The 24,771-nt window shown below is 63.0% G+C and carries 21 protein-coding genes and 1 pseudogene; 13 read left to right on the plus strand and 9 right to left on the minus strand.

What is annotated here, in order from left to right:
• A partial coding sequence (locus AC1DQQ_RS21840) for a beta strand repeat-containing protein (protein ID WP_478046765.1) occupies window positions 1–4,433 on the minus strand: 4,433 nt, incomplete at its 3' end.
• A gap of 237 nt (window positions 4,434–4,670) precedes the next feature.
• Here AC1DQQ_RS21840 and uvrA point away from each other — a divergent pair.
• From uvrA to AC1DQQ_RS21865, 5 genes and pseudogenes are all read left to right on the plus strand, one after another.
• Entirely contained in the window at window positions 4,671–7,778 is a 3,108-nt protein-coding gene (gene uvrA, locus AC1DQQ_RS21845) for an excinuclease ABC subunit UvrA (RefSeq protein ID WP_478046766.1), read from the plus strand.
• Window positions 7,775–8,326 carry a hypothetical protein gene (locus tag AC1DQQ_RS21850; protein WP_478043020.1) on the plus strand — a complete coding sequence of 184 codons (552 nt, stop codon included), beginning with the start codon at window positions 7,775–7,777 and terminating at the stop codon, window positions 8,324–8,326. The genes uvrA and AC1DQQ_RS21850 overlap by 4 nt, the downstream gene beginning before the upstream one ends.
• Window positions 8,301–8,501 (plus strand): hypothetical protein, encoded by a 201-nt coding sequence (locus AC1DQQ_RS21855; RefSeq protein WP_478043021.1) that lies wholly within the window; start codon window positions 8,301–8,303, stop codon window positions 8,499–8,501. Before AC1DQQ_RS21850 ends, AC1DQQ_RS21855 begins: the two co-directional genes overlap by 26 nt.
• 658 nt (window positions 8,502–9,159) lie before the next feature.
• A complete protein-coding gene (locus tag AC1DQQ_RS21860; protein ID WP_478046767.1) occupies window positions 9,160–9,861 on the plus strand; it encodes a hypothetical protein in 702 nt (233 codons plus the stop codon).
• Window positions 9,862–9,901: 40 nt separating this feature from the next.
• A pseudogene (locus AC1DQQ_RS21865) lies at window positions 9,902–10,165 on the plus strand (hypothetical protein); the annotation flags it as partial.
• 43 nt (window positions 10,166–10,208) lie between these two features.
• Here the strand turns inward: AC1DQQ_RS21865 and AC1DQQ_RS21870 are convergent.
• The 3 genes from AC1DQQ_RS21870 to AC1DQQ_RS21880 all read right to left on the minus strand — a co-directional run bounded on the left by AC1DQQ_RS21870 (window position 10,209) and on the right by AC1DQQ_RS21880 (window position 12,386).
• Window positions 10,209–11,162, minus strand: a complete 954-nt coding sequence (locus AC1DQQ_RS21870) for a GTP pyrophosphokinase (protein WP_478046768.1) — start codon at window positions 11,160–11,162, stop codon at window positions 10,209–10,211.
• Window positions 11,155–11,820 carry a hypothetical protein gene (locus AC1DQQ_RS21875; protein WP_478046769.1) on the minus strand — a complete coding sequence of 222 codons (666 nt, stop codon included), beginning with the start codon at window positions 11,818–11,820 and terminating at the stop codon, window positions 11,155–11,157. Before AC1DQQ_RS21875 ends, AC1DQQ_RS21870 begins: the two co-directional genes overlap by 8 nt.
• A 152-nt stretch (window positions 11,821–11,972) precedes the next feature.
• Window positions 11,973–12,386 (minus strand): GFA family protein, encoded by a 414-nt coding sequence (locus AC1DQQ_RS21880; RefSeq protein ID WP_478046770.1) that lies wholly within the window; start codon window positions 12,384–12,386, stop codon window positions 11,973–11,975.
• A 163-nt stretch (window positions 12,387–12,549) separates the two neighbouring features.
• On the opposite strand from AC1DQQ_RS21880, the gene AC1DQQ_RS21885 reads away from it, so the two are divergent.
• Window positions 12,550–12,747, plus strand: coding sequence for a YqaE/Pmp3 family membrane protein (locus AC1DQQ_RS21885; RefSeq protein WP_478032840.1), 198 nt, complete (start codon window positions 12,550–12,552; stop codon window positions 12,745–12,747).
• A gap of 59 nt (window positions 12,748–12,806) precedes the next feature.
• Here AC1DQQ_RS21885 and AC1DQQ_RS21890 read toward each other — a convergent pair whose 3' ends face one another.
• Window positions 12,807–14,075: a PI-PLC domain-containing protein gene (locus AC1DQQ_RS21890; protein ID WP_478046771.1), complete on the minus strand. Its 1,269-nt coding sequence runs from the start codon at window positions 14,073–14,075 to the stop codon at window positions 12,807–12,809.
• A gap of 365 nt (window positions 14,076–14,440) precedes the next feature.
• A complete protein-coding gene (locus AC1DQQ_RS21895) occupies window positions 14,441–14,992 on the minus strand; it encodes a hypothetical protein (protein ID WP_478046772.1) in 552 nt (183 codons plus the stop codon).
• A gap of 419 nt (window positions 14,993–15,411) precedes the next feature.
• On the opposite strand from AC1DQQ_RS21895, the gene AC1DQQ_RS21900 reads away from it, so the two are divergent.
• Window positions 15,412–15,723: a hypothetical protein gene (locus AC1DQQ_RS21900; RefSeq protein ID WP_478046773.1), complete on the plus strand. Its 312-nt coding sequence runs from the start codon at window positions 15,412–15,414 to the stop codon at window positions 15,721–15,723.
• A 265-nt stretch (window positions 15,724–15,988) separates the two neighbouring features.
• Window positions 15,989–16,405, plus strand: coding sequence for a glycine zipper 2TM domain-containing protein (locus tag AC1DQQ_RS21905; RefSeq protein ID WP_478032828.1), 417 nt, complete (start codon window positions 15,989–15,991; stop codon window positions 16,403–16,405).
• A 216-nt stretch (window positions 16,406–16,621) separates the two neighbouring features.
• On the opposite strand, the gene AC1DQQ_RS21910 is transcribed toward AC1DQQ_RS21905, so the two are convergent.
• The 3 genes from AC1DQQ_RS21910 to AC1DQQ_RS21920 form a co-directional block, all read right to left on the minus strand.
• A complete protein-coding gene (locus AC1DQQ_RS21910) occupies window positions 16,622–17,215 on the minus strand; it encodes a DUF4126 domain-containing protein (protein ID WP_478046774.1) in 594 nt (197 codons plus the stop codon).
• Window positions 17,216–17,264: 49 nt separating this feature from the next.
• Window positions 17,265–18,773 (minus strand): tetratricopeptide repeat protein, encoded by a 1,509-nt coding sequence (locus AC1DQQ_RS21915; protein ID WP_478046775.1) that lies wholly within the window; start codon window positions 18,771–18,773, stop codon window positions 17,265–17,267.
• Between the two features lie 278 nt (window positions 18,774–19,051).
• On the minus strand, window positions 19,052–20,128 hold the full coding sequence (locus AC1DQQ_RS21920; protein ID WP_478046776.1) for an alkene reductase: 1,077 nt from the start codon (window positions 20,126–20,128) through the stop codon (window positions 19,052–19,054).
• Between the two features lie 64 nt (window positions 20,129–20,192).
• Between AC1DQQ_RS21920 and AC1DQQ_RS21925 the strand changes: the two genes are divergently transcribed.
• The 5 genes from AC1DQQ_RS21925 to ssb all read left to right on the plus strand — a co-directional run bounded on the left by AC1DQQ_RS21925 (window position 20,193) and on the right by ssb (window position 24,736).
• Entirely contained in the window at window positions 20,193–21,131 is a 939-nt protein-coding gene (locus AC1DQQ_RS21925) for a DMT family transporter (RefSeq protein WP_478046777.1), read from the plus strand.
• A 7-nt stretch (window positions 21,132–21,138) separates the two neighbouring features.
• Window positions 21,139–21,795 (plus strand): COQ9 family protein, encoded by a 657-nt coding sequence (locus AC1DQQ_RS21930; RefSeq protein ID WP_478046778.1) that lies wholly within the window; start codon window positions 21,139–21,141, stop codon window positions 21,793–21,795.
• 274 nt (window positions 21,796–22,069) lie between these two features.
• The gene (locus AC1DQQ_RS21935; protein ID WP_478032817.1) at window positions 22,070–22,327 is read left to right on the plus strand and encodes a FeoA family protein; all 258 of its coding nucleotides are present in this window, start codon (window positions 22,070–22,072) and stop codon (window positions 22,325–22,327) included.
• Window positions 22,328–22,336: 9 nt separating this feature from the next.
• The gene (gene feoB, locus AC1DQQ_RS21940; protein WP_478046779.1) at window positions 22,337–24,196 is read left to right on the plus strand and encodes a ferrous iron transporter B; all 1,860 of its coding nucleotides are present in this window, start codon (window positions 22,337–22,339) and stop codon (window positions 24,194–24,196) included.
• Between the two features lie 15 nt (window positions 24,197–24,211).
• Window positions 24,212–24,736 carry a single-stranded DNA-binding protein gene (gene ssb / locus AC1DQQ_RS21945; RefSeq protein WP_478046780.1) on the plus strand — a complete coding sequence of 175 codons (525 nt, stop codon included), beginning with the start codon at window positions 24,212–24,214 and terminating at the stop codon, window positions 24,734–24,736.
• The last annotated feature ends 35 nt before the right edge of the window (window positions 24,737–24,771 follow it).

The raw sequence follows: 24,771 nt of genomic DNA on the forward strand, positions 1-24,771 counted from the left end.
GAATGGAGTTGCGCGGTAGTGACCCCGGTCAAGGTCAGCTGGTCGCCATTGCCGAGGGCGATCACCGCATTGCCGCCGACATCGTGCGTGGCGTTGATCACGTCCTGGTAGCTGGCAAAGCCGATAGCGGTGAGGTCGATCTTGTCGGTCCCTGTGACGAAGTCGCCGATACTGTCCTGGCCGGTGCCGTGGGCGAACACGAACTTGTCGGCACCACCGCCGCCGAACAGCGTGTCGTTGCCGCCATAGCCCATCAGCGTGTCGGCACCGCTGCCGCCGGTCAGGATGTTGGCGCCGTTATTGCCCTGGAGCAGGTGCGACCAGGCATTGCCGGTCAGGTTGATCGCCGTCGTCGCATTGGCGTCCGATGCCGCCAGCCGCTCGACCTGGGCATTGGCATTGAGCGTGTAGCTCACGCTCGCCAGCACGGTATCGGCGGTGCCTTCATTGGCATTCTCGACGATCGCATCGCCGGCGTTGCGGACATAATAGACATCGTTGCCCGCCCCGCCCTGGAGCGTGTCGCCGCCACCCGCGCCATCGAGCACGTTGCTGCCGGCATTGCCGATCAGGATGTTGTGCTCGCCATTGCCGGTCGCGTTGATGTTCGCCGTGCCCGTCAGCTGCAGCGTCTCGATGTTGCTCATGCCAACAAGCGAGTAGCTGACCGACGCCTGGACACTGTCATTGCCTTCGCCCACGAGCTCGACCACCTTGGCGTGCGCATCGCCGATCACATAAATATCGTCGCCCGCGCCACCGTAGAGCATGTCGGTACCGCCGCCGCCGTTGAGCGTGTTCGCCGCCGAGTTGCCGCGGATTATGTTGTCGAGCGCATTGCCGGTGCCGTCGATCGCCGCATTGCCGGCCARGGTCAGGTTCTCGACATTGGCGAGAGCCGCCAGCGAGTAAGTGATCGCCGYCTCGACCGTGTCGGTGCCTTCATTGGCATTCTCGACGATCACATCGCTCAGGCTGTCGACGACATAAGTGTCGTTGCCCACGCCGCCATACAGCGTGTCGGTCCCCTGCCCGCCATCGAGCCGGTCGTCGCCGGCATAGCCATAGAGATTGTCATTGCCGCTGCCGCCGGTCAGCGTGTTCACGCCATTATTGCCCTGGATCAGATGCGACCAGGCATTGCCGGTGAGGTTGAGCGCGACGGTCGCATTGGCGTCCGATGCCGACAGCCGCTCGACCTGGGCTGCCGCCGTCAGCGTGTAGCTCACCGTCGCCAGCACGGTATCGGCGGTGCCTTCATTGGCATTCTCGACGATCACATCGCCGGCGTTGCGGACATAATAGACATCGTTGCCCGCACCACCCTGGAGCGTATCGCCACCGCCGCCGCCATCGAGCTGGTTGCTGCCGGCATTGCCGGTGATCACGTTCTGGCCGGCATTGCCATAGCCGTTGATGTTGGCGGTGCCGGTGAGCACCAGGTTCTCGAGATTGGCGCCGAGCGTGTAGCTCAGCGACGACCGTACCGTGTCGGTGCCCTCGCCTGCGTTCTCGACGATCTGCACGCCGGCATTGTCGACGATGTAGGTGTCGTCGCCGCCACCGCCATAGAGCGTATCGGCCCCGCCACCGCCGTTGAGCGTGTTCGCAGCGCTATTGCCGTGAATGACATTGGCGCCGGCATTGCCGGTGCCGTCGATCGCCAGACCGCCGGTCAGGGTCAGGTTCTCGACATTGGCGCCCAAAGTATAGCTGATCGAGGCCTCGACCGTGTCGGTGCCCTCATTGGCGTTCTCGATCACCTGGTCGCCGGCATTGTCGACGACATAGGTGTCGTTGCCCACGCCACCGGTCATCTGGTCGACGCCCTGGCCGCCAACCAGCCGGTCGTCGCCGGCATAGCCGAACAGGCTGTCATTGCCGCTGCCGCCGGTCAGCGTGTTCACGCCATTGTTGCCCTGGATCAGGTGCGACCAGGCATTGCCGGTCAGGTTGAGCGCGGTCGTCAGGTTCGAATCCGCCGCCGCCAGTCGCTCGACCTGGGCGTTGGCGCCCAGCGCATAACTCACCGTTGTCAGCACCGTATCGGCCGTGCCTTCGCCGGCGCCTTCGACGATCACGTCGGCGGCGTTGCGGACGAAATAAACATCGTTGCCCGCCCCACCCTGCAGCGTATCGCCACCGCCGCCACCGTCGAGCGTGTTGCTCCCGGCATTGCCGGTGATCATATTCTGGCCGCTATTGCCATAGCCGTTGATGTTGCCGGTGCCGGTCAGCACCAGGTTCTCGACATTGGCGCCCAGCGTATAGCTCAGCGACGAGCGCACCGTGTCGGTGCCCTCGTTGACGTTCTCGATGATCTGCACGCCGGCATTGTCGACAATGTAGGTGTCGTCCCCACCGCCACCATAGAGCATGTCGGCCCCGCCGCCGCCATTGAGCGTGTTCGAAGCGGAATTGCCATGAATGACATTGGCCGCCGTATTGCCGGTGCCGTCGATCGCCAGACCGCCGGTCAGCGTCAGATTCTCGACATTGGCGAAGCTTGCCAGCGATGCGGAGATCGCACTTTCGACCGTGTCGTTGCCTGCGCCTGCACCCTCGATAATCGTGTCGACGCCATCCCAGACATAGGTGTCGTCGCCCGTCCCACCGATCAGTCTGTCGACGCCCGCGCCACCGTCAAGCAGATCGTTGCCGGCATTACCATATAGCGTGTCGTTCCCGCCATTGCCGTTTAGCGTATCATTGCCGATCCCGCCGTTGAGCTGGTCGCCCGACGCACCGCCGGTCAGCACATCGTCGCCGTCGAGCCCATTGAGCTGGCTCGGAAAATCGGTGCCGTTGAGCGCGTCAGGACCGGCCGTACCGTTGAACTGCTGGTACATCACGCCCTTGGTGAGCGCGTTGTCGAGATAGTCGTCGGCGACCTCGCGGATCGACGCGGTATAGTTCGAGCCCGCCCCAGCTCCGGATGCAATGACGTAGTAGGTGCCCGTGACCGTCGGCGTGAAGGTCAGGTCGCCCACACCGCTGGACAGCATCGACTTGCCGGTCGCGTCGACCAGCCCCGACGCCGAATCGCCCAGCGTGTAAGTATGGTTGGCGACCAGATCGACCGCGAACCAATCCTGATCGTTGAGCGTTTCGGACACTCCGGTGACGCTACCGTTGACCGCGAAATGGCCGGTGGTCGAGGCGGTGTCAGCATAATCGTCGATATAGCTAGTCGCGGCGATCGTATAGCTCTGCACGATGCCGGTCGACGCGCTGATATAGTAAGTGCCGGTCACTTCAGCGGTATGGGTCAGCTCACTGCCCTGAAATCCGGAATAGTTTAGCACCACCTGGCGACCGCTCGGATCGTACAGACCGAAGCGCGCCTCGGGATTATAAGTGCTCAGAGAGGTGGCCAGCACGATGTCGTACGACTGCCCCTGGACCAAGTCGATCTTGAACCAGTCGCTATCGCCGCGCGCCTGCCATAAGCTGCCGGTCGCGGCGGCGCCAACCGTGACCTGTGCATTGGTCGACATGTTGTTGGGCAGGTCGCCGGGCTGGGTAGCAGCGGTCAGTGTGTAATTGACTGGCGAGGTCACCGTGCCGTTGGCATAGACCCCGACATAATAGGTCCCGGCGGTGGTCGAGGTGAACACGGTGGGTGAGGTATTCTCTGCCACTCCCGAGCTCGGATCGGTGATGACATGGCCAGCCGCATCGAACATGCGGATGGCGGCGCCGGGTGTCACGGTGAAACGGTAGCTGGTATTGGCGGCCAGGGTGATCGCGTAATAATCCAGGTCGAGCGTCGTCTCCGACGTGCCCGTGGCGTTCGTTCCGACTGCAACATTGCCGGCATAGGCGATCAGATCGGGATGGTCGTCCGCCACCGCGTTGAGCGTCAGGTCATATGATCCACCGCTCCCAAAAGGCACGATCGCCGCGAAATAATGACCGGTGGTCGGCGCAGTGAAATGCTGGCCGTCGCCGACGACCTTGCCGCTCGCGTCGAGAAAGAAGGTGTTGGCGCTCTGGTTGGCGACCGTGAGCGAATAACTCTGCCCTGCGACGAGGTCGATGCCGAACCAGTCCTGATTGTATTGGGGTGTATTGTTGTTGTCGATCGTCAGCGTCTGCCCGATCGCAATCGTCGCGGAGGTGAAGGTCGCGCCGGGAAGCGGATCGTCGACCGAATTGATCGTCACGGTTGTGATCAGCGCCGAATTGCCTTCAGCCTCCACCGAGAAGAAATAGTCGCCAGTGACGGGAACCGAGAAATAACCCGCATTGGCAAAGGGGCGGACGACATTGATTGGATTCGAATCGGCGTCGTACAGCACCGCCGAGAAATAGGCGTTGTTCACCGGAATGTAGTAATTGTAGATCGTCCCGGCGGTCAGGTGAACCTTCATCCAGTCGGCGTCACCGCGATTTTCGGTTACCACGGTTCCGACGAATGTTTCACTGACCATATTGCAGTCCCCCCAAAGCCCCATCCAACATCGCCAATCTAGTTGGCGTCGAACGGAAGTAAATCCGCTCTTTTGCCGGATTTACACTGATTTGCGTCATTGCCGTGACACTTTGCCGGCGCGCCTGCGGACCCCCGGGGTGGCAAGCAGCGTTGCATGTTCCTATGTCTATCGCTCGGATGAGGAACGCGGCGCGCCCCCTTGTCCCAAGCGAACAAATCTGGAACAAATGCCTACATGCTGACTCACATTCAGGTGCGCGGCGCGCGCGAGCACAATCTCAAGGGCGTCGATATCGACATCCCGCGCGACACGCTGACGGTGATCACCGGGCTGTCAGGCTCGGGCAAATCCTCGCTCGCCTTCGACACCATCTATGCCGAGGGGCAGCGGCGCTATGTCGAGAGCCTGTCGGCTTATGCACGCCAGTTCCTCGAGCTGATGCAGAAGCCCGATGTCGATCATATCGAAGGGCTCAGCCCGGCGATCTCGATCGAGCAGAAGACCACCAGCCGCAATCCGCGCTCGACCGTCGCGACGGTGACCGAGATCTACGATTATATGCGCCTGTTATGGGCGCGCGTCGGCGTGCCTTATTCGCCCGCCACCGGCCTGCCGATCGCGGCGCAGACGGTCAGCCAGATGGTCGACCGCGTGATGGCGCTGCCCGAGGGCACGCGGCTCTATTTGCTCGCGCCGGTCGTGCGCGGGCGCAAGGGCGAGTATCGCAAGGAACTCGCCGAATGGCAGAAAGCGGGCTTCACCCGCGTCCGCATCGACGGCGAATTGTACGAGATCGACGAGGCGCCGGCGCTCGACAAGAAGTACAAGCACGACATCGAGGTGGTGGTCGACCGGCTGGTGGTCGGGCCCGACATGGCGACGCGGCTGGCCGACAGTTTCGAGACCGCGCTGAAGCTGGCCGAGGGGCTGGCTTATGTGGATTTGGTGGATACGACTGTCGCGGAGATCAACGCGGCCGCTACGTCGAATCGCGTGAAGGAAGTGTCAGCCACTTTCGTCGCCCCGGCGCAGGCCGGGGCCGCCGGCGAAGGCGCGATACGGCCAGCGGCCAGTGACGGGTTGGGCATGCCCCGCATGCCCAAGGATCGTCCGGGGGACGATCCGACCCGTCACTCCTCCGCCGGGGCGACGGATGGCGGCGCGATGAAGGGCGCGGGTGTCCCCGACAACCGCATCGTGTTCAGCGAGAAATTCGCCTGCCCGGTGTCCGGCTTCACCATCGCCGAGATCGAACCCCGCCTGTTCTCGTTCAACGCCCCGCAGGGCGCCTGCCCGGCGTGCGATGGCCTCGGCGAGAAGCTGATCTTCGACGAGGATCTGGTCGTCCCCAATCACGACCTCAGCCTGAAGAAGGGCGCGGTGGTGCCCTGGGCCAAGTCCAATCCGCCCAGCCCCTATTACATGCAGGTGCTGGGCAGCCTGGCGCGCGAATTCGGGTTCAGCCTGGAGACGCCGTGGAAGGACCTGCCCGGCGAGGTCCGGCTGGTCATCCTCTACGGCACCGCGGGCAAGCCGGTGACCTTGACCTTCGTCGACGGCAAGAAATCGTACGACGTGCGCAAGCCGTTCGAGGGCGTGATCGGCAACCTCAACCGCCGCATGCTCCAGACCGAGAGCGCTTGGATGCGCGAGGAGCTGAGCAAATACCAATCCTCGCAACCGTGCGAGACGTGCCACGGCGCCCGCCTCAAGCCCGAGGCGCTGGCGGTCAAGATCGCGATGCAGGACATCAGCTACGCGACGCATCTGTCGGTGGTCGACGCGCTCGCCTGGTTCCAGGACCTGCCGCGCCACCTCAACGGCCAGCAGAAGGAAATCGCCGAGCGCATCCTCAAGGAGATCGTCGAGCGGCTCGGCTTCCTCAACAATGTCGGGCTCGACTACCTCAATCTCGACCGCACCAGCGGCACCTTGTCGGGCGGCGAGAGCCAGCGCATCCGCCTCGCCAGCCAGATCGGCAGCGGGCTGTCGGGCGTGCTCTACGTGCTCGACGAGCCGTCGATCGGGCTGCACCAGCGCGACAACGACATGTTGCTCGCGACGCTCCGGCGCCTGCGCGACCTCGGCAACACGGTGCTGGTGGTCGAGCATGACGAGGATGCGATCCGCTCGGCCGATTATATCGTCGACATGGGGCCGGGCGCCGGCATGCATGGCGGCGAGATCGTCGCCAAGGGCACGCTGCCCGAAGTGCTCGCGCACACCGACTCGATCACCGCCGATTATCTCAACGGCACGCGTTCGGTGCCGGTGCCGATGCTCCGCCGCTCGGGCACGGGCAAGCAGTTGACCGTGCACAACGCCACCGCCAACAATCTGCGCGGCGTGACCGCGAGCATCCCGATCGGCACCTTCACTTGCATCACCGGCGTGTCGGGATCGGGCAAGTCGAGCTTCACGATCGACACGCTCTATGCCGCCGCCGCGCGTCAGCTCAACGGCGCGCGCATCCTGTCCGGCAAGCACGACAAGATCACCGGGCTGCAATATCTCGACAAGGTCATCGACATCGACCAGTCGCCGATCGGCCGCACCCCGCGCTCCAACCCGGCGACCTATACCGGCGCCTTCACCCAGATCCGCGACTGGTTCGCCGGCCTGCCCGAAAGCCAGGCGCGCGGCTACAAGCCCGGGCGGTTCAGCTTCAACGTCAAGGGCGGCCGGTGCGAGGCGTGCCAGGGCGACGGCGTGCTCAAGATCGAGATGCACTTCCTGCCCGACGTCTATGTGACGTGCGACGTGTGCCACGGCGCGCGCTACAATCGCGAGACCTTGGAAGTGAAGTTCAAGGGGCATTCGATCGCCGACGTGCTCGACATGACGGTCGAAGACGCCGCCGAATTCTTCAAGGCGGTGCCGCCGATCCGCGACAAGATGGAAATGCTGGTCGAGGTCGGGCTGGGCTATATCAAGGTCGGGCAACAGGCGACGACGCTGTCGGGCGGCGAAGCGCAGCGCGTCAAGCTGTCGAAGGAACTGTCCCGCCGCGCGACCGGCAACACGCTCTACATCCTGGACGAGCCGACCACCGGCCTGCATTTCGAGGACGTGCGCAAGCTGCTCGAGGTGCTCCATGCGCTGGTCGAGCAGGGCAATACGGTGGTGGTGATCGAGCACAATCTCGACGTCATTAAGACCGCGGACTGGATCATCGACCTGGGGCCGGAAGGCGGCGTGAAGGGCGGGGAGATCGTGGCGGTCGGGACGCCGGAGGAAGTGGTGAAGGTCGAGCGGAGCTTTACCGGGCAGTATCTCGCGCCGTTGCTGCGCGGGAGGGACGGGAAGGTTTCGGGCAAGCGGGAGGCTGTGGCGGCGGAGTGAGCCTCTATCGCCCCGAGTTCGAGGCGGCACTGCGCCTGCTCGCGCGCATCAGCGAGGCAATGGCCGCGCGAGGATTGCCGCGACCGGTGCTGGTCGGCGGTGCCGCCGTGGAATATTATTCGGGCAGCGCCATCGCGACCGGCGATTTCGACCTCTGCTCGCTGGCGCAGGACGAATTGCACGAGGAGATGCGCCGCCACGGCTTCGTCAAGCCATCGGGCCCGGGCAAGTCGACGCGTGGCTGGGTTCATCCCGATTTTCGGCTCGGCTTCGAAATCGTCGGCGATATGCCGATGGATGGCAGCGTCGACCGAGATCATATCCTGCTCGTCGAGGATGTCGCGCCCGGCCTGTCGTTCGCCATCATCTCGGTCGAGGATCTGATTGCCGACCGGATGGGGCAATATGCCTCGGGCACCGCGCGCGACCGGATCGACCAGGCGCGGCTATTGCTGCGACTTCACCCGGAAGCCGATCCGGAGTATCTTGATCGTCGCATTCGCGAGGAAAGTTCCGGCGACCATGGCATCGACGACATCAAAGATTGACGGCAAGAAAGGCTGGGCCGGCCCGCGCGTCACGCATGCCGAAGCCGCCGCGCGCCTTGCGGCGCGGCGAGCCGAACTGGGCGAGCCCGATCTCCCCCGCAACGCCGGCAAGTACCGCACCCCCAGCAAACGCTCGCTGCTCAAAGCGATCGAGGATGTTGGGGGGAAGTGGTAGCAAGGCGCGGGGCATAGGGCGAACCGGGAGGCCGTGGCGGCGGAGTGAGCCCCGCTCGACGCGAATGCGAAACCCCGCTCCGGCTGCTCGCGCGGGTCAGCGAGGCTGATGCATTTTCGTCGAAGACCTGATTGCTGACCCGCATGGGTATGCGTGTGCGTGATGGGTTTGCTATGCGGGGTGTGATTTCCATTCACACGCCGCTGCAAGCGACTGATATTCCTAAGGGTTTTTTGTCGAAAGGCGGTATCCGCTCGTTTCGCGCGAAACCCATCAAGGTACTCTTTTTTCGGGAAAAGCACCGACTTCCCAATGTGATAATCTTCATTTGGCAGCGTCGCGTGGTGCGCAAAAAGTGCCAATTTTGCGCGCGACGCCCTGGTGCGATCGCTGGGAGACCTCTGCGCACCGCGGCCTCGGCGCCGTCGCCCGCCGTCCACGAGATTCGCGCAGCGCGTCGCTCCACCCGGCGACACCTTTCCTCGACGTCCACCTACCCTCTCCTGCGCAAGGGAGCATTGTGGTCGGGGTGGTGAGCAGCTGCGCGACGGGCGATCCTGAGCGTTGAAGGGGGTTGGCACCGTAACTCCCCTTGCGGGCTGCTTGCCAACCTTTCGGCCCACCTTCATTGTTATAGCGAAAAAGGGGAGGGGAATTCGTGCGTCCTATATTGACATTGGGGGCGGTGCTGCTGGTCTGCTTGACAGCTGCCAGCTTCTTCCTCTGGCCAGCCATTGCGACCCCACAGGCGGGGGCTGACGATGAAATACTGGTCGATTTCGTCCTGCCGAGGGCAATGGAAACCGGGGTCAGGTTTCAATGTCGATACCGGCTCGGCGAAATGATCAGAAAGGAGCCGGCTTATGCGGGAATGGAAGACAAACTGCCCGGCATTCTCGACCGCATGGCCGTAGCCGCCAGTAAATATTGCGACGACCATGTCGAACCGCTGCTCGCCGGAGATCGGCTTTATATCAGGGCGCAAATACCGGGCGTCTTTAATCCATCGGAAAGGGCCCGACTGGTCACATTCGTCAGGCCGTTCATCACGGACTTGCGCGCCTATCGGTTCGACTTTCGCGACGAGAGCATCGACTCCGCGCTTGCCCGACTGAAAGCAGACGAACCGGCATGGAGCGTTGACCTTACCCGTGCCGAGGCGAGGCTGCGCACAGAACCCGGCGGCGCTGCATTGGGCCGAAAGCTCGACGCCTTTCGAAGGCAGATCGAGACACGGATGATCGACGAGCAACGCCACGTTGTTCGGGACGGCGCCGTCGCCGCCGCAACAGACGCTGCCAATCACATGGCGAAAGAAAAAGGCTTACCCCTTCCGTTCCCTCCTGTGCCCGGTATCTGAACTTATCTGATTCTAGGGCGGAAACATGGAATTACGGTGACTGCTCGAGGTGCTCCATGCTTTGGTCGAGCAGGGCAATACGGCGGTGGTGATCGAGCACAATCTCGACGTCATCAAGACCGCGGACTGGATCATCGACCTGGGGCCCGAGGGTGGCGTCAAGGGCGGGGAGATCGTTGCGGTCGGGACGCCGGAAGAGGTGGTGAAGGTCGCGCGGAGCTTTACCGGGCAGTATCTCGCGCCGTTGCTGCGAGGGCGGGATGGGAAGGTTGCCGGGAAGCGGGAGGCTGTGGCGGCGGAGTGAAGCTCGGACTACAGCGTAACTCCGAATCTAACTTATGGAAAAGCTAGTCAACGGAAAAAACTTCCATGGCCTGCTTTTGACTCTGCCCATTGTATTTCAGATTTCTGTACTCTTGACTTGCTATTCCAAGAGAAACTCTCGCAGCACCTAAAGCTGCAAATTTGCTGCGCCGTCTTTCTTCAATTTTTTCGAGACTCTCCGCTGACTCGTCTATTATCTTGTCTAAAGAAGAAATACTCGTAATCCCCAAATTCCTAATCTCGTTAATAAATTCCGATATCTGTGCTTTAATCACGGCCGAACGATTCGAAAATTTTCGCCCGAGGTAGTCAGATAGCGTTTCCAGATTTATCTCAACAGCTAATATATTACTCGGCCGTAGAGAGATTTGCCTATGATAACTCTCTCGTGCCATAAAAAATTGCTCGAATTGGCTATCGGCAATATGAAACAAGCCACTCAAAGCACGCAGGGATTCTTTTAATTCCTTTGGAACATCCCAATCGCCCTTATAATCCAGGTAATGGGACACTGACGACCAAGCGTGCATACATATCGTTCTCACCTGTATCTCAAATTTTACTCCGGTGATGTTTTTATATCTCGGCCCGGTATACTCATTTTTTATTGTGCAAATATAGTGTATAGATCTGTAACCTAACACCGAGTTTTCTGAGAGAGTCTTATCATCTTTGCTTACTACGTGAAATTCCTCTGCGAGGATAGTTTCGATGTCGGAGAGGTTACTCTTGAACAACGTAACTATTCTTATTCCAACTATATCAGCAATATCTTCTATCGGATCTTTATATTTATCGCTGGCGATTTTTCCAACAAAAGAGGTTAAATCCTTTACTCTTGATTCGATAGAATGCACTTTAATCGGCGTGGCACCCAGCGCTTCTTCGATAATATAAACAGCTTCTTCGCGCAAAGATTTCCAGACAGGCAGCCTGAGCTGATACTCTTGCTCCATATCAATAGACATCTCAGTCATATTCACGCCTTAACTCATTCCATTGACCCAGAGTCTCTCCATATCTCTTCAAAAATACCTCCTCTTCGTTACCAAGAAGTGGATTTCTATCCGGCGAGAAGGTGTTCCCTCTGATTACGTCAAGTATTCTCACATCATTTATAGTCAATTCGGGAAGCGCCTTCGAAATTGCCCAAATACCGAGACGAGCCGCCTCTTCCCGAAATACTGGTTCAGGAGAAAAATAGGGATAAATGAAATGATCCGCCCCTCTAGAATCTCTTACCGACAGCACGTTGTCTATTTTAACATTCGCTTTAATGTCTTCAATTTTGAGATTCCCTTTGATCCAATCAGACGGCTTGAATGGCTTATTCTGCCATCGGCGTTTCTCTTCCCACCAAAGCAAGAAGCCATCCTGAAGTAGAGGGTAGAGTCTCGCGCGGCCCGGATTGGCGGCGATCCGTTCTAGAGTCGCCTCTCGCAAATCCCTTTTTTCGAAGACATGATTCTTCGCGTCGAACCAAAAAGGAGCATAAAAATCACCTCCCCCGCCAAACTCTCCAGAATCTCGCGCTATATCTTCGCGAATATCCGCGCGCAGCGCCGAGGTTTTTCGATTTTTCTCCAGATAAAAAATCTTGAGCAACTTGCGGAGGTGGATGTTGTGGAGTGCCATATGTTCAGATACGAATGCACAAATGCTATTCCGGCGCAAGACTGATAAAGAACCAGTTTGGATAGAACGCGAATTACAGTAGGGTTACGGTGACAGTCTATTTAATGCGCTAAACTGCCCTCAGCTCGGCTGCGCCATATCCCAGCCGGCCCTCAACCCGGCATCCCCTCAAACTGCGGCAAATCCAGCGGCGCCACCCACGCCAGCCGCCGCTTGACGAACATCTCCACCTTGGGCTCGATCCGCCCCGGATCGTCGAGGCTCCCAAGCGTCACGAAGACCGCGCCGGGGAAGCTTTCCAGGTTGCTCGAGAACACGCGCGCGCCGCACTCCGGACAGTAGTTGCGGTCCAGGCCTTTGCCGGATTCGGCGACATAGTGGAACGGCACGGGCGATCCGCTGGTCAGCGTGAAATCGTCCTGGGGCACGCCGAAGAACGTCGCCGCCTCGCCGCCCGATGCTTTCTTGCAGTCCAGGCAATGGCACACCGCGACGAAACTGGGGTCGGTATCGAACTCGAACTTGACGCTGCCGCACGCGCATTGCGCCGTGTATTTCTTCGCCATGGTGCCGGTCTCCTCCGTCGTCTGCTGTCCTTTGAGTGGCTGCGGTGACAGTCTACCGAATAGAGCGGCCCGCTCCAACTGTGCGTCGGGCCCAAATCGGCTAAAGATTCCCGTGACCTACCGGCCGCGATCGTGATATCGGGCTCGTAAAGGGAGAAGTCGCTTGCGTCTGATCATCGCATTATTGCTGCCGTGGTTGCTGTTCTTCACGATCGGACGGCCCCTTGCCGGGATCGTCTGTCTCGCGCTGCAGGTTACGCTGGTCGGTTGGCTGCCGGCGGCGATCTGGGCGGTCTATTCGCTCAGCCAGTACAAGACCGACCAGAAGATCGACGCCTTCCGCCGCGAGCAGCTCCGCTGATCGCCGGGTAGAACGCGCGATCGGCGCCCGGCCGCCGCGGGCCGGGCGCGCCCGCACCCCTAGAAATTCTTCGCGATCAGCTTCTCGCACATAGCAACGCTCGGGAAATCCATCAGCAGCGTGCCGTAGCGCGCCAGCTTCGGGTTCTTCGCCGCATTGTCCAGCCAGGTCTCCACGCGCGGGTTGACGTCGTTCGCGACCCCGCGCGGCGGCACGCCGAGCGCGGCGCTGGAGAAATTGAGGTACCAGGAATCGGGCATCACCCCGTTCGCCGCATCGTCGAGCACGCCGATCACGATGTTGGCCTTGATCGGCGCAATCTCGTTATACTTGTCCTGCAGCCGGAACGACACGCCCTGGAGCGTGCGGTAATCGACATTGCCCTTGCCGGGATCGACCCATTCGAATTCGTTGGTGCCGAATTCGGACACCCATGCGGGCGTTCCCCAATATTTCTCGAACACGTCGAGCGAGACGAAATATTTGACCGGCGTGCCCCCGCCCTGATGTGGCCTGCCCTCGAGCCGGCGCAGCACGACCAGCCGGCCCTTCAGGTCGTTCATGACCGGGGCATATTGCCCGATCGGATCGAGATATGGTTGCTTGGCGGCCCCGGCAAAGGCCTGGTTGACACAGGCGATGATCGCATTGGCCCAGGCCAGATCATCGGGGCCGTCATCGACCTTGAGCTGGACGACGATCGTCTCGTCGGTCGCATTGACGTTGAGCGAGCCGTCGAGGAATTTGCGAAAGGTCGTCGCCACCTCCGCCAGCGTGTAATAAGTGGCATAGCCGGCATGCACCACTTGCAGCGCCGCCGACTTGGTGCTGACGCGAATGTCGAAATAGCGCACGCCGACATAGAGTTGCTCGAGGATCGTCATGTCCTGGCAGCAATTATACGCACCCATGCCGAACGTGCCGCTGTCATGCGTGCCGGGCATGGTGACCTGATGGAGCTGGAGGGTACCGGCGAGCTTGCCGGTCCAGGGCGCGAAGACATGGTCGATCGTCACCGTCAGCGTGTCGCCATCGAGCGAGACGCGCGTGCCCGCCATCGTATCGGTGCCGCGCGCCGACGTGTCACCCTTCAGCCGGACGCCGTAGTCGCGGAGCTTGCCCGACGTTCCCGTCAGGAAGATTTCCATGTCGGAATCGTGAGCGTTGACCGTGCGCAGCGCGAAAAAGGTGCCCCACGTGCCCTCGGCAACCGCTTGGCCGATCTGGACCGGCTTGCCATCATTCGCAACCACGATTGGCGGGGCACCGGGAGCGACGATCGCTCCCTGACTGTTGTTGACCAGATAGACGGTGATGATTGTTCCCATGTCCGACGACTCCCAAGCCCGTTGGTTTCGTACGCGTCATGATGGCGGGTTGATAGGTGCTGGCGGGCGTGGACCCCGGATAAATTGCGCCCAAATCGGATGAGTTAGCGCGTGCGGGATGACAATGTGGCGCGCCCCAACTGCCGGGTCAGGCTAGTGTGGTGGATTTGAAATTCGCCACATTAAGCGGCTAGGTACGGAGCGAATTTCAAATCCTTAAACCACACTAGAATCAATGGTTTCTAGTGACCCGAATCTGAAGTTCGCACCCACCTAGCCAAATCGTTGAGCGAACTTCAGATTCGGGTCACTGGCGCTCACGGCTATCGAAGGCGAACACCCGCGCATAAGCGACGCCGTCGGCGTCAGCGAGGCCCTCTCGCGGCCGCACGGAAGCACACCGCCGAGATCAGCCACAACCCCGAAAACACGCCGCTGAACACCAGCGCCCTGAACGAGCCGTCCGGCACGCTCGCCGTCACCGGCGCGGTGGCGACGGCGATCCCGACCAGCGCCTGCATCACCGCCACGCCAAGCATCGCCCGCGCCATGCCCGCGGGCCGGAACCAAGCGGCGAACGCGCCCACGGCCGCCGTGACGACCAGCAGCAAGAAGCCGATGCCGTTGCCGTCGTCGCGGACGATCGTCGTCCATACCGTCAGGAACGACGTCACCAGCACGATGGCGACGCCGGCGCGATAGGCGCGGCTGCCGCTCGCCTTTTCGGCGAGTTCGTAGAGCAGCCCGACCCCGCCGATCATCACGCCGGCGACGACGAAGCTGCCGATGCCCCAATGCCATTCGTTGCTGACCCGCATCATCACCGCCGGGATGAGCAGCAACACCAGGGCCGCGGTCCAGCGGGCGATCCGCCAAGGAGTCCACAGACGCGGCGCTCGTTCGATCGATCCAGCCATGTGTTCGTCTCCGGTTCTTAGACAGACCCTCACCCTTCCGGCGCTTTCGCGCCTCCCTCCCGCATTAGGTAAACAGCGCCCCGCGCTGTTTAGGTCATGCCGGGGGCATGACCGACCTGATGCGCCCGCATGCAGGAGAGGGAAGGGGCCCGCCGCCGAAGGCGGTGGGAAGGGTGAGGGTCTGTTCACCTCCATTGCGGCCTTCTCATCGCACATGCGGCGATAAGCGGCATGAGCGGGAGGTGAGAAAACGCTGAGGAATGATCCTCGGGCTGGTGGCGGCATCGGTGAATAGACTCCCCTCCCGCAAGCGGGTGGGGAATTCCTGATCCGCCACCCGGCCGGCCGGTCAGAGGCGCAGGGAACGCGGCCGCTCGCTGTCCGTTGACCTCGTATCGTTTCACTTCAGGAGAGGAAACATGCCGAACAGCAAGCAAGCCCGCGACAGCCATGGCCGCTTCAAGACCGACAATCGCACGCGCAACCGCTCGATCGCGGCGGGCGCGGTGCTGGCGGTCGGCGCGGGCCTCGCCGCCGCTTTGTGGCGCGGATGGGTGAAGATGCCGCGCGCGCCATGGATGGACGATGCCGAGGGGCAAGAGGCGCCCGACCTCGCGCTCGACGCCGCCAAGCCCGACACCGACCGCGCGCCCGAGGATTTCCGGCCCGATCCGGAGGCCATCCCGAGCGAGGCCGAGCGCGAGGCGTTGAAGCCGGCGTCGGTGCACTGAGAGTCGCGGACTCCCCTCCCTGAAAGGGAGKGGCCGGGGGTGGGTGCGCGCGTCTGCGCGCCCAAAAGACTCATCAACCGACCGCAAGGACAGCGTCGAACGAGGCATCGAGCCTCGTCCGACGCTCAACCCACCCCTTAATCCCCTCCCTGCAAGCAGGGAGGGGAGATATATTGGACACATTCCCCACTATTCTTACGCCTCCGCAACTATTCGCGCCGCGACGCATTGATACGCTAGTGCGGGGCTACAGGAGGAGAGTAGAATGCGTATCCTAACCCTTGCGTTGATTGCCGCCACCGCGGCGACGACCGCCGGCTGCGCCGAGACCTATGACTCGCCCGGCTATGCGAGCGACTATCGGTCCTATCGCCAATACGATTATAACCGGCCCGATCCGCGCTATAACGGCTATTATGCCGACCAATATTATGTCGACAATCCGCGTTATCGCGAGCGCCGCCTGAGCCGCAACGACCGCGTCTATGTCGGCCGCGACGGGCGCTATTATTGCCGCCGGTCGGACGGCACGACCGGGCTGATCGTCGGCGGGATCGCCGGCGGCGCGCTGGGCGCGGCGGTGACGTCGGGCCGGTCGGAGCCGTTGGGCATCATCCTGGGCGCGGCGGCGGGTGCTGTTGCCGGCCAAGCGATCGACAAGGATAATGTCCGCTGCCGGTGAGGTGACGCGCTAAAATCCTCCCCGTTTACGGGGAGGGGGACCGCGCGCGTCAGCGCGTGGTGGAGGGGGATCGCCGCATCGGAATCGCTCGCGGCCCGCCCCCTCCACCATTCGCTGCGCGAATGTGTTCGGACGAGATCGTGTCCCCCGGACACGATCTTGGCATGCCGGGGGCATGCCAAAGTCGGAACACCCTCCCCGCGAAGCGGGGAGGATTTAGTTCGGCTGTTTCTTCGGGAACAGCCGCCTGAAGGCGTGGCGAAGCACGAGCAGCATCGCGACCGCCGCGGCCAGCACCAGCACCGCGATCACCACCGCCGCCCAGGGGCTGGCGATCGCCGCCACGAGCAAACCAGTGGTCGCGACATCCTCGCCGGCCGACACCGCGATATTGCTGAACGGCTCGGGACTGGCGTTGACGGCCGCGCGCGTTCCCGCCTTGGCGCCATGCGTCAGCAACGCCGCGCCGCCGCCGAGCAGCAAGGCGATCACTTGCCATTTGGCGTCGTGCGGGTCGACGATCGCGAGCGCGAGCAACGCGCCGCCGATCGGGCGGACCAAGGTGTGGACCGCGTCCCAGGCGCTATCGACCCACATCACCTTGTCGGCGAAGAATTCGGCCAGCGCGCCGACGCCAGCGGCGCCGATCACCCACCAATTGGCGAGCACGTCGAGGCTGTGAAGCTGGTGCGGCAGCGCGATCCAGCCGACATGCATCGCGAGCCCGGTCGCGAACACGCAGAGATACAACCGCCATCCGCTCAACAGGCTGATGCTGGCTGCGAGCCCGATAATGCCCACCGCGTCCATGGCAGCGACGCTATCAGCAAGCCGCGCTCACGTCACGCGAGAGCAGGGATCAGGCCTTCACCCCCATCTTGACCAACGCGGTACGTGCCTTGGTGAACCCGGGATCGGCTTTCAGCGCGCGGCGCAGCAGCGCAATGATCGCGTCGCGATCGGTGGTCAGCGTTGACGCGTTGAAACAAGCATCCGCCAGGCCAGCGGCGCAGGCCCGATCGTACAGTGCGTTCGCCTCCACCGTGCTTCGCGTGACCCCCTCGCCATTCTGATAGATGATGCCGAGATTATAGCAGCCGTGCATCTCGCCATTATTGCAGGCCTTGACGAACAGGTCGGCCGCTCTTTTCCAGTCGATCGCGACACCCAGACCTTTCGCATAGGCTACGCCGAGATTGTAGCAGCCCAGCGTCACGCCGCCGTCACAGGCGCGCGTATACAGCGTCGCGGCGCGGGCCGGATCGCGCGGGACCGTGGTGCCCGCGGCATAGAAAACGGCCTGGTTCACGCATCCCTGAAGCTCGCCGCCGTCGCATGCCTTGGCATAGAGAGCGAGGGCGCGCGACTTGTCCTGGGGAACGCCCTGGCCCATCGAATATAAACGCCCGAGAAGGACACAGCCATAAGCGGCGCTGGTGTCACAGGCCTTGGTGCCCAATTCCACCGCGCGAGCATAATCGCGGGGGAGTCCGCTACCGTCGGCATAGGCCTTGCCGAGATTGGCGCAGGCGGTCTGCTCGCCCAGATCGCAAGCCTTGCGGAACAGATCGACGGCGCGCGCCTGGTCGTGGGCCAGACCGTTACCCTCGGCGTTGAGCACACCGAGATCGGAACAAGCCATGGCAAGGCCGCCATCGCACGCCTTGGTGTAGAATTGGGCGGCCAAGGCGTCATCGCGAATGACGCCGAGGCCCCGGCCATAAAGCTGGCCGATCGCGTAACAGCCCGCGAATTGCCCGCTGTCACAGGCCTGCACATAAAGGGTCTTAGCCTTTACGATATCAGACGGCACGTCCTTACCGATGACGAGCAGGCCGGCGAGGGGGAGACACCCCATCTTGGGGTCGTGCGCGCAAGTCTTGTCATAGAGCTTGGCGGCGCGTTTCTGATCCTGCGACACGCCGCGCCCGTCCATATAGAGACCGGCAAGATTGTAGCAGCCCTGCATTTCATTGGCATCGCACGCCTTGGTGTAGAGGTCCGATGCGCGGGTTTCGTCCTTCGCGGTTCCTACGCCGCTCTCGTTCGCCCAGCCGGCATTGGTGCAGCCGAGCGCCAGGCCGAGATCACATGCCTTGCTGAACAGCGTGGCGGAACGTGTGTCGTCCTTCTGGACGCCGCTGCCGTCATGATAGAGTACTCCGAGCTCTCCACAGGCGGCGGCCGACCCCATGTCGCAGCCCTTTTCGAGCAGAGGCGCCGCCTTGGCATAATCCTTGGCCTGCAACGCGTCCGCCGCGCGCAGTAATACATTGTCCCTGCCGCCATGTCCTTCCGCGACCGCCGGCATTGTCGTCAGCGCGGCCAGAGCGAAAAGCGCGACCAGTCCTCTGCGAATCAACTCCATACCATCCCCCCAATGGACCCGAGCAGCATAGCGGGTCGGGTGGCGCGGCCAATAGGTGGGAATTGCACCCGACTATATCGTGGGGAGCGGCAGGAAGATGATTTCGTGATAGCGCTGCGCCCGACACGCGCCGGGTCGACTACGCTCATGTGGCCCCGCCTAGGATGGAAACGGCTCAAAGCCATCATGCGAAGGGGACCCTGCCGGTGCGTCGGCGGGGCCCCTCCACCATCGCTTCGCGATGCCCCCGAGGCAAGCTGGGGGAGATTTAGCTAGGCCTACTCCGCTGCCTGCTGCTCCAACGCCGGGTAATCGATATATCCCTCCGGCCCCGGCGTGTACCAGGTCTTGAAGTCGTCGGCGTTGAGTTCCGCGCCGCGGCGGAAGCGGTCGACGAGGTCGGGGTTGGCGATGAACTTGCGCCCGAACGAGATGCCGTCGGCGAGACCCGAGGCGATATCGGCCTGCGCGCCCTCGACCGTATAATCCTGGTTGAGGATCAGCGGCCGCGCGAACACCTGGCGGATCTTCGGGCTCAGCTTGGGCACTTCCGACGCGCCGAACGTCCCCGCCGGCGACAGCTCGCGCAGTTCGAGGAAGGCGATACCGAGGTCGTTGAGGACCTTTGCCGCCGGCACGAACACGGCCTCTGGATTGCTGTCGTCGGCGCCTTGCGTCTCGCCATTGGGCGACAGGCGGATCGCGGTGCGGCCGGCGCCGACCTCGGCGATCACTGCCTGAACCGCTTCCTTCATGAAGCGGATGCGGTTTTCCGGGCTGCCGCCATAATCGTCGTCGCGGAAATTGGTGTTGTCGCGCAGGAACTGGTCGATCAGATAGCCGTTCGCGCCGTGCAGCTGGACTCCGTCGAACCCGGCGGCGATCGCGTTGCGCGCGGCGGTGGCATATTCATCCTGGGCGCGCTTGATGTCGTCGAGCGTCGCGGCGCGCGCTTCCTGATAGGGATTGTCTTCCTTGTGATAAGGCGCGCGCGTCACCGAGGACGATAACGGCTGCAGGCCAGTCACGTCGGGCCGCGCGAGCCGTCCCATATGCCAGATCTGCGCGACGATCTTGCCACCCGCCTCGTGCACCGCGGCGGTCACCGGCTTCCATGCCTCGACCTGCGCATCGGTCCACAGGCCGGGGGCGTTGGGCCAGCCCAGGCCGAGCCGGCTGACGCCGGTGCCTTCGGTGATGATCACGCCGGCGCCGGCGCGCTGGCGGTAATAGTCGATCATGATGTCGGTCGGCACGTGCTCGGCGGTCGAGCGACCACGCGTCAGCGGCGACATCAGGATGCGGTTGTTGGCGGCGATATCGCCAAGCTGGATAGGATCGAACAACGTCGGCATATGCGGATAACCTCCCGAAAGGACTTCTTTGCGGACGCGGCGCAGATAGGTGTTATGGGGCCGCATGCACCGGGAAAGCGCAACAAGAAAAGCTTCGGACGACAAAAGCGTCGCCGCTCATCCTTTTGCTTTCGCGGCACTGATCCTCGCCAATGTCCTGTTGAGCGTCGGCCCGGTTTTCGTGCGGATGAGCGATGTCGGGCCGGTCGCCGCCGCGTTCTGGCGGATCGCACTGGCGGCGCCCGTGCTGCTCGCCGCCGCGTTCGGGACAGGCTGGAGGCCGACCGGGATCAGCCGCGGCGTGTGGTGGGCGATCGGGGCCGGCGGACTGTGCTTTGCCGGCGACCTCGCCACCTGGCATATCGGCATCCTCAAGACACAACTCGCCAATGCGACCCTGTTCGGCAATTCGACGACTCTGTTCTATCCGGTCTATGGCTTCTTGATCGCCCGCGCCTGGCCGTCCAGGACGCAGGGGTTCGCGCTGCTTCTCGCGCTGGCCGGGGCGGGGCTGCTGATGGGGCGGTCGATGCAGATCGCGCCGACGCATCTCGCCGGCGACCTGCTCTGCCTGCTCGCGGGGTTTCTCTACACGATCTATTTCGCGATCATGGCCAAAGTGCGCGACACGATGGCGCCGATCCCCGCGCTCACCTTGGCGACCTTGGCCAGCGTGCTGCCGCTGCTGGTCTTCGCCAATCTGCTCGGCGAGCAGGTCATGCCGCACAATTGGACGCCGCTGGTGCTGATGGCGCTGTCGAGCCAGATCATCGGCCAGGGGCTGATGATCTTCGCTCTCGGCCAGATGTCGCCGATGGTGATCGGCATCGCCTTGCTGACGCAGCCGGTGATGGCGGCGACGATCGGCTGGGTCTGGTATGGCGAGCGGCTCGACGGCGTCGACATGATCGGCGCGGTCGCCGTCGCGGTGGCGCTGGTGCTAGTGCGCGGCGAGCGCAAGGACGCTGCCGAGCTTGCCCCGGAGGGTACGGCAGGAGCATAAGCGCGCCATGACCCTTCCTGCAGATCCGACGCTCGACGAAATCCGCGAGGCGCTCGCCCCGCTCGTCGCCGACAATGCCGCGTTCGACGGCTGGAAAGCGGCGGCGCGCGACATGGCGGCCGACCAGCTCGGCGTCGACCGCGACGTGGCGTTGCTCGCGCTGCCCGATGCCACGACGATGATCGATGCCTGGTTCGCGAGCATCGACCGCGGGATGATCGAGAAGCTGCCGCCCGAAACGCTGAGCAAGATGAAAGTGCGCGAGAAGATCGCCGCGCTGGTCGAAGCGCGGCTCGATTTGCTCGCCGCGCATCGCGAGACGTTGCGCCGCGCGCTGGCGATCCTGGCGATGCCGACCAACGTCGCGCACGGCGCGAAGCTCGGCTGGCGCGCCGCCGACCTGATGTGGCGCGCCGCCGGCGACACCGCGACCGACTATAATCACTATACCAAGCGCGCGATGCTGGGCGGCGTCTATGCCGCGACGATCACCGTGTTCCTCGACGACGAAAGCGAAGGCCAGGCCGACACCCGTGCTTTCCTCGCGCGGCGGATCGAGGGGATCATGCGGTTCGAGAAGGCCAAGGCGCAGTTCCTCGGGCGGATCGAGCATCGGCCGAGTTTGTCGCGATTCATTGGGCGGCTGCGCTATCCTGCGGTTTAAAGCTCCCTCTCCCCTTGTGGGAGAGGGAAGGGGCCCGCTCGCGCAGCGAGTGGGAAGGGTGAGGGGGAGTCGCAGGTGGTATCGCTCGTGACTCCCCCTCACCCTTCCGCGCCTCCGGCGCTCCCTCCCGCATCAGGTAAACAGCGCCCCGCGCTGTTCAGGTCATGCCGGGGGCATGACCGACCTGATGCGCCCACAAGGGGAGAGGGAATTCGACGCAATCCGTAAAAGAACGTTATTGATAATCAGTCGCAGTAGTTCTAGGTGAGTCGTCATGGCGACGATTCCGCTCAGTCTCGAACAGCTTCCCCAGCGCCAGCGGGCCACCGTCGCGGGCATCGCCTGGGACCGGCTGACCGCGCCCGAGGGCCGGCGGCTGCGCGAGCTTGGCTTCGATGAAGGCGTCGGGATCGAGGTGCTGCATCGCGCGCGGATCGGCGGCGGGCCGATCGCTTGCCGGATCGGCCGCATGACCGTGGCGCTGCGCCGCCGGGTCGCCGGCGCGATCCATGTCGATCCGCTGACCAGCTAGCTCCTGAGGATGAATCCCGCGCCGCTGGTCGCGCTGGTCGGCAACCCCAATGCCGGCAAAAGCGCGCTGTTCAACGCGCTGACCGGCGCGCGGCAAAAGGTCGGCAATTATCCCGGGGTCACCGTCGAGCGACACGCCGGCCGGATGGCGCTGCCGGATGGCCGCCCGGTCGAATTGCTCGATTTGCCCGGTACTTACAGCCTCGAACCGTCGAGCCCCGACGAGCGCGTCACCCGCGACGTCGTCACCGGCACGCAGGCGGGCGAACGGTTGCCCGATGCGATCATCGTGGTGGTCGATGCCTCCAACCTCGACAACCATCTGCGCTTCACGCTCCAGCTCATCGCGCTCGGTCTGCCGGTGGTGGTCGCGCTCAACATGTTCGACCTCGCCGAGCGCGACGGCCTCAAGCTCGATCCCGAAGCATTGGCACGCGAGCTCGGCGTTCCCGTCATTCCTACCGTCGCCGTCCGCAAGCGCGGGATCGACGAGCTCAAGGAAGCGCTGGCCGATCTCGCCACGCCCGGCGCGACGGCATTGCGCCCGAGCGACCCGGTGCTCCACGCCGACATCGCCACCTTGCAGCGCCGCGCGCGTCAGATCGCGATGGCGGCGACGATCTCGGAAACCCCGGTGCGGCGCTGGACGCACATGCTCGATTCGGTCGCGCTGCATCCGGTGTTCGGCGTGCTGCTGTTGTTCGTCGTGCTGTTCGTGATGTTCCAGGCGGTGTTCTTCGCCGGCGCGGCGCCGGCCGACGCGATCGCTTCGGGGTTCGACTGGCTCGCCGGGCTGGTCAAACAAGTCATGCCCGATTCGATCCTGCGGTCGCTGATCACCGACGGCGCGATCGCGGGCGTGGGGGCGGTGATCAAGTTCCTGCCCCAGATCCTGATCATGTTCTTCTTCATCCTGGTGCTCGAAGCGAGCGGCTATATGGTCCGCGCGGCGTTCCTGATGGACCGGATCATGGCGAGCGTCGGGCTGTCGGGGCGCGCCTTCATTCCCTTGCTGTCGAGCTTCGCCTGTGCCGTCCCCGGGATCATGTCGACGCGCACGATCGAGGACGAGAAGGACCGCCTGACCACGATCCTGATCGCGCCGCTGATGACCTGTTCGGCGCGGCTGCCGGTCTACACATTGGTGATCGGCGCGATGATCCCCAATGTCCGCGTGCTGCCGTTCGTCGGGCTGCAGGGGCTGGTCATGCTCGGCCTGTACATCATGGGGGTAGCCGGCGCGTTCGTCGTCGCTTTGGTCCTGCGCCGCACGGTGACCAAGGGCGCCTCGTCGGGCTTCATGATGGAGATGCCCAAATACCAGTTGCCGAGCGTACGCGACCTCGCGATCGGGCTGTGGAGCCGCGCCGAGATCTTCCTCAAGCGCGCCGGCACGACGATCGCCTTCACCACGATCGTGCTGTGGGCGATGCTGTCCTTCCCGCAAGTGCCCAAGGACAGCCAAGTCAGCCAGGTCAATTATTCGGTCGCCGGCCGCATCGCCAATGCGATCGAGCCGGCGTTTCGCCCGATCGGCTTCAACCGCGACATCGTGCTCGCGCTGATCCCGGCGATGGCGGCGCGCGAAGTATCGGTCGCCGCGCTGGGCACCGTTTATGCCATCGACACGTCGGGCGGCGACGATGAAACCAAAATGGCGCAGACTCTCCACAAGCGCTGGAGCCTGGCCACCGCCCTCGCGTTCCTCATGTGGTTCGTGTTCGCGCCGCAATGCATCTCGACCATCGCGGTCACCAGGCGAGAGACAAACGGGTGGCGATGGCCCGCTTTCATGGTTGGCTATTTGTTCCTGCTTGCCTACATCATGGCCGGAATCACATACTGGCTGGCGACACTCGTCGGCCTCTAGGCTAGGGCGAATTTCATGGCGGGCAGCGTCAACAAGGTCATTCTCGTCGGCAATCTCGGGCGCGATCCCGAGAGCCGTACTTTCCAGAACGGCGGCAAGGTCGTCGAGCTGCGCATCGCGACGTCGGAACAGTGGAAGGACCGCAATTCGGGCGAGCGCAAGGAGCGCACCGAATGGCATACGGTCAAGGTGTTCAGCGAAGGCCTGGCCAATGTCGCCGAGCGCTATCTGCGCAAGGGCTCGAAAGTCTATATCGAGGGCGCGCTGCAGACCCGCAAATGGCAGGACCAGGACGGCAAGGATCGCTATTCGACCGAGATCGTGCTGCAGGGCTTCAACAGCGTGTTGACGATGCTCGACGGCGCGCCGGGCGGCGGCGGCGGTTCCGGCGGCGGTGGCGGGGGTGGCGGCTTCGCGAGCGGCCGCGACGAATTCGCCGACGCGCCGAGCGGTGGCGGTAGCGCCTTCGGCGGCGGCGGCGGCAGCAGCGGCGCTCGTGGCGGCTTCTCGGACGATCTTGACGACGACGTACCGTTCTAGGATCGGAACGCATCGATATTCGTGCTTCTGCGCGA

The organism is Sphingomonas sp. P4_G3 (assembly GCF_056401105.1).